General features: G+C 35.3%; 5 protein-coding genes and 1 pseudogene. 3 read left to right on the forward strand and 3 right to left on the reverse strand.

Annotated features, from left to right (window positions below; all coding sequences use genetic code 11):
- The first annotated feature begins 268 nt into the window (after positions 1-268).
- From PHT93_RS15075 to PHT93_RS15085, 3 genes and pseudogenes are all read left to right on the forward strand, one after another.
- The gene (locus PHT93_RS15075) at positions 269-838 is read left to right on the forward strand and encodes a helix-turn-helix domain-containing protein (protein WP_300244597.1); all 570 of its coding nucleotides are present in this window, start codon (positions 269-271) and stop codon (positions 836-838) included.
- Positions 835-2,092: pseudogene (locus PHT93_RS15080) on the forward strand (site-specific integrase). Before PHT93_RS15075 ends, PHT93_RS15080 begins: the two are co-directional and overlap by 4 nt.
- A 14-nt stretch (positions 2,093-2,106) precedes the next feature.
- Positions 2,107-2,469 (forward strand): protein-tyrosine kinase, encoded by a 363-nt coding sequence (locus PHT93_RS15085; RefSeq protein WP_300244599.1) that lies wholly within the window; start codon positions 2,107-2,109, stop codon positions 2,467-2,469.
- Positions 2,470-2,743: 274 nt separating this feature from the next.
- Here PHT93_RS15085 and PHT93_RS15090 read toward each other — a convergent pair whose 3' ends face one another.
- The 3 genes from PHT93_RS15090 to PHT93_RS15100 form a co-directional block, all read right to left on the reverse strand.
- Positions 2,744-3,382, reverse strand: coding sequence for a nucleotidyl transferase AbiEii/AbiGii toxin family protein (locus PHT93_RS15090; protein ID WP_300244602.1), 639 nt, complete (start codon positions 3,380-3,382; stop codon positions 2,744-2,746).
- An 8-nt stretch (positions 3,383-3,390) separates the two neighbouring features.
- A complete protein-coding gene (locus tag PHT93_RS15095) occupies positions 3,391-3,717 on the reverse strand; it encodes a hypothetical protein (RefSeq protein ID WP_300244604.1) in 327 nt (108 codons plus the stop codon).
- Between the two features lie 61 nt (positions 3,718-3,778).
- Positions 3,779-4,087 (reverse strand): helix-turn-helix domain-containing protein, encoded by a 309-nt coding sequence (locus PHT93_RS15100; protein ID WP_300244607.1) that lies wholly within the window; start codon positions 4,085-4,087, stop codon positions 3,779-3,781.
- Positions 4,088-4,246: the final 159 nt, after the last annotated feature.

A 4,246-nucleotide genomic window follows, 5' to 3' on the forward strand; every position in this document is an offset into this window, starting at 1 on the left:
GCTCTTTGCAATAATACATCACGGATGCTACTTCTTCTTGTGTCATAACATTTTTCTTTTTCTGGTTTGAACACAAAGGTACAGGAGCAGCAGGAGAAAGAAAATACGCGGTTTACCGGTCGCTTACAAATGTTTGATTTTAATCGTTTTTTATCATATTTTTGTATCGTATTTGTACCGCGCGTTAATTGGATAGTATGTGCGTCTTATGCGCCTTATTTTATTTTTGAAGCCAAAAAGCAGAGAATGTTCAGGATGTTATTTCAGAATGGGATTTAGTAAATTAAAAATACCAAGGGTTTGTGAGTATTGCTCAAAACCATTTGAGGCAAAGACAGTTACAAGTCGTTTTTGCTCTATTTCGTGTAACAATAAATCATTAAAAGCAAGAAAGAAATCTGAAAAAGAAAAAGTAGAAAAAGATACTCTCTTGCAAAAATATAAGAACAAGATTGCTGAAGTACAAACGAGGGAATTTATTTCGGTTGCTGAAGCTACAGTTATGTTTGGAATATCTAAAGATACCATTCATAGATATATAAAAAGAGGAATACTTACTGGAACTAACCTCGGAACAAGACTGACTCGTGTTAAGCGATCGGATCTGGAAGATTTATTTTCAGCAGTTGAAATGCCAGCAAAGTCGAAGGAAATTCCTGACAAACCTAATTTTGAAGTTGGAAATTGCTATACGATTTCAGAAGTCAGTGAGAAATTTCACGCGGATCCGGGAACTGTGACGAATGTAATCAAGAGAAACAAAATCCCGACCAAAAAAGTAGGGAGTTTCGTGTATGTGCCTAAAAATTTAATCGATAAAATTTTTGACGGAAAATGAAAGAATTATTGAAAACTAAAGTTACAGTAAGATTGCGAAAATCTGAGTTCCGAAAAGAATGGTTTATTTACTTGGAAAGTTATCCTGTGATTGTGCCTGGTAAAGAGAAAGCGCAACGAGTTCGAGAATATTTAAACAGAAGTGTCACAACAGTAGATTTTGACAAAAAAAGGACTGCAAGAACTACGCAAGATTCAGTTTCATTTAAACCAAAGAGAGATGACAATGGAATCATCGTTTGTAAAAGTGAAAATGATCAGGAAACAATGATCTACGCAGATTCTCTTCGTAAATTACGTCAAAGAGAATATGATAATTTAGAACTCTATAGTGAACTTGACGCAATGAAGGCCGAAGAAAAAGAAAAATTGCAGGAAGATTTCGTTCAATATTTCGAATCAGTAATTAAAAAGCGGCACAAGAACAGCTCGGAATCCATTATTATAAATTGGGAAAGATCTATAGATTTTTTGAAAGATTTTGCAGGAGAAAGGATCACGTTTTCGAGGATTGATCTGAAATTTTGTGAAGATTTTAAATCATTTTTACTTACTGCCCAAAGAGGAGGGAACAAAAAAGGAATATTATCTCAAAACACGGCTTCTACATATTTTTCAGTATTCAAAGCAGCTTTAAAGCAAGCTTTTATCGACGGTTATTTCAATACAGATATTTCTGCAAAAATTAAATCAATTCCTTCTCAGGAAACACGAAGAGAGTATTTAACCATTGATGAGCTGAATACTTTAGTTGTAACTCCGTGTGAAAATGATGTTTTGAAACGTGCAGCTCTTTTTTCTGCCTTAACTGGTTTACGACATTCCGATATTCAAAAATTAAGGTGGAATGAAATAAGTTTTGAAAACAATCAACCGAGAATTAATTTCACTCAGAAAAAGACAAAAGGTATAGAATATATGCCGATTTCTCAGCAGGCGTTGGAAATATGTGGAGAACCAAAATCTCCAGATGATTTGGTTTTTGAGAATTTAACGAATCCTTCTTGGATTAATCGTCCGTTAAAAAAAATGGGTGGAAAAGGCGGGGATTCATAAAAATATCACTTTTCATGTTGCCCGGCATACAGCGGCCACAATTGTATTTTTAGCCAACAATGTTTCTATGGAAAATGTGGCTAAAATACTTGGACATTCAAGTACAAAAATGACACAACATTATGCGAAAGTACTGGATAGCTCTATCATGCGTGACATGTCAACAGTAGAAAAATGCTTCGCTCATTCGGAACAATAATAAAATATAGGAACATGAAGACTGAATCAATATCAATTGTCAATAACAAGGTCATTATTCCTTCCGGGCTTAATGAGATATGGATGACTACAAATCAGATAATCAACCTATTTGAATGTTTTACGTCGAAGGTCAATGGGAATATTCGTGCGATAGTTAAAAGCAGGGTATTGGATAACACCAAAGTTTGCCGGACTTATTATTATAAGAATGGTAATTCTGTGGAACAATATAATTTGGAAATGATTATTGCTTTGTCTTTCAGAATTAAAACCCATAATGCTGGAATTTTTCGTGAGTGGATACTAAAAAGAATGATTATTGAAGTATGCAGGAAACCTATCCCAATAGCAGAAACTTCTATTTCCCGTAATTGAAAGAATCAATTTTCTTACAGTTTAATGACGGCAAGCTATTCCAATCATATGCTTGCCGTTTTTATTTTCTTATTTCAACTGAACACAAATATAAAAGAAGGGAATAAAACGCCAAGACTAAACGCTGTATTTGCATAAATCTTCCTTTTCCGAATACGGAAAGAGTCTTTATCCAAATAGTCTTGGCTAATTTATCCCTCTGTATTAAAGGCTGTTTATCAGTTGAAAAAAGAAAAAATATAATCAAGGAAGTTTTGCATTTAGCGTATTCTATTTAAATACCGCGTCCCCTTTTCTTTGGTATCTTCATCCGTTTCTCTTTTTCTATTTCAATCAAAGGCTGGAAACGTTTGTTTTCCTCCCTTACCATATCGGCTAAACGTGCGGCTATCGTTTCCCAGCGAAAATCCTTCCCTAAAAGATCGATTCTTTCCGAAAAACGGATATCATCGTAATAGTTAAGCCCCTTCACAGCCCGGTATGGATTTGTCTGCGGGTATTTCGTTTCAAAAGCTGTAAGCATTTCTTTCAAGGAAAGATAACCGGACAGGTAAGCCACATCAATAAAATCTTTAAGCCGGGTTCCGTTATCAGCAATAGCTGATAATTTCATCGCAGCAATATCTTTTAAGCTATACAATCTAATACCATCCTCTTGCTTCCTTGGTTCAATATCCGGATAATCATGACGGATAAAATCTAACTTCACATCATTTACCTCTCCTTTCAGGCTAAAACCAGACAAGAGATCGCCTTTGAATTGATATGTCTTTTGTAAATATTTTTCCAGTTGAGACGGATTAAATTCCCCGGTCGTGAATAAATCCAGATCGATACTTTTCCTGTGTCCAATAAGTAAGGAGAGAGCTGTTCCTCCGGCCAATGCAAATTGATTAAATATGGAATCAGCCATTATTGATTTTAAGAGCCCATAAGTGCCTGTCTCGACTGTTTGCGTGTATAACATTTCAGTTCTTCCTTTTTTAAATTAAAAGCAGTACAAACAAACGCAATATCTTTATCAGAAAGTAATAATACTTCATCACGAAGAATCTGTTTTACCCCTTCTATTCCCCCATAAAGGGCAAACAGGGCATAGTAATCTTCATCCCAACCTCTCTCTATTACACGTTCCACTACCAAGGCTCGCATATATTGCCAGTCAAAACTACCAAGATCATATTCCCACAACAAACTGTGTCTAACCTTTGGCTGATGTTCGATTCGTTCTTTCCAATCAGACCACATGCGCATCTTATTTATACTAACAAAAATAGACATTATTATTGAAATTCACACTTGAGGTCACCTAAATACGATGCTCCCATGACTTACGGTAGTTCTCTTCCAACAACTTTTCTACATCAGACGAGCGGTAGAGTATCTTACCTCCCAACTTGATATAAGGAATACGTCCTTCGTTCCGGTAATCTTGGAGACTTCTACGACTGATCTTCAGTTTCTTCGACAATTCATCATCCGTATAAAAACTCTCTCCACCCAGTGTCGGCTTCCGGGAGGTAAATAACTGTTCCATAAGCGAAGAAAGACGATCCAATGAAAGAAAAAAAGACTTTATCCTTTCGTTATTCTCTCGTGTAATTAATTTGTTACTCATACATCTTCTGTTTTTTGATAATTAATTTTACATATTGAAGTTTCGCAAGTTAAAAACAGGAGTTGCTATTAAGGCATAAAAAAGGCATAGGGATTTTCATATATCACTGAAAATGAGTATATTTATAGTGTCTAAAGAATAAAATACTCAACCCTATGC

Origin of the sequence: Massilibacteroides sp., assembly GCF_028705895.1 — a bacterium.
Lineage (GTDB): Bacteria > Bacteroidota > Bacteroidia > Bacteroidales > Tannerellaceae > Massilibacteroides.

Excerpts from the sequence above, each read along its gene's own strand:
- PHT93_RS15075 (WP_300244597.1), top strand. The coding sequence starts at position 269 with ATGGGATTTAGTAAATTAAAAATACCAAGGGTTTGTGAGTATTGCTCA.
- PHT93_RS15085 (WP_300244599.1), top strand. The coding sequence starts at position 2,107 with ATGAAGACTGAATCAATATCAATTGTCAATAACAAGGTCATTATTCCT.
- PHT93_RS15090 (WP_300244602.1), bottom strand. The coding sequence starts at position 3,382 with ATGGCTGATTCCATATTTAATCAATTTGCATTGGCCGGAGGAACAGCT.
- PHT93_RS15095 (WP_300244604.1), bottom strand. The coding sequence starts at position 3,717 with ATGTGGTCTGATTGGAAAGAACGAATCGAACATCAGCCAAAGGTTAGA.
- PHT93_RS15100 (WP_300244607.1), bottom strand. The coding sequence starts at position 4,087 with ATGAGTAACAAATTAATTACACGAGAGAATAACGAAAGGATAAAGTCT.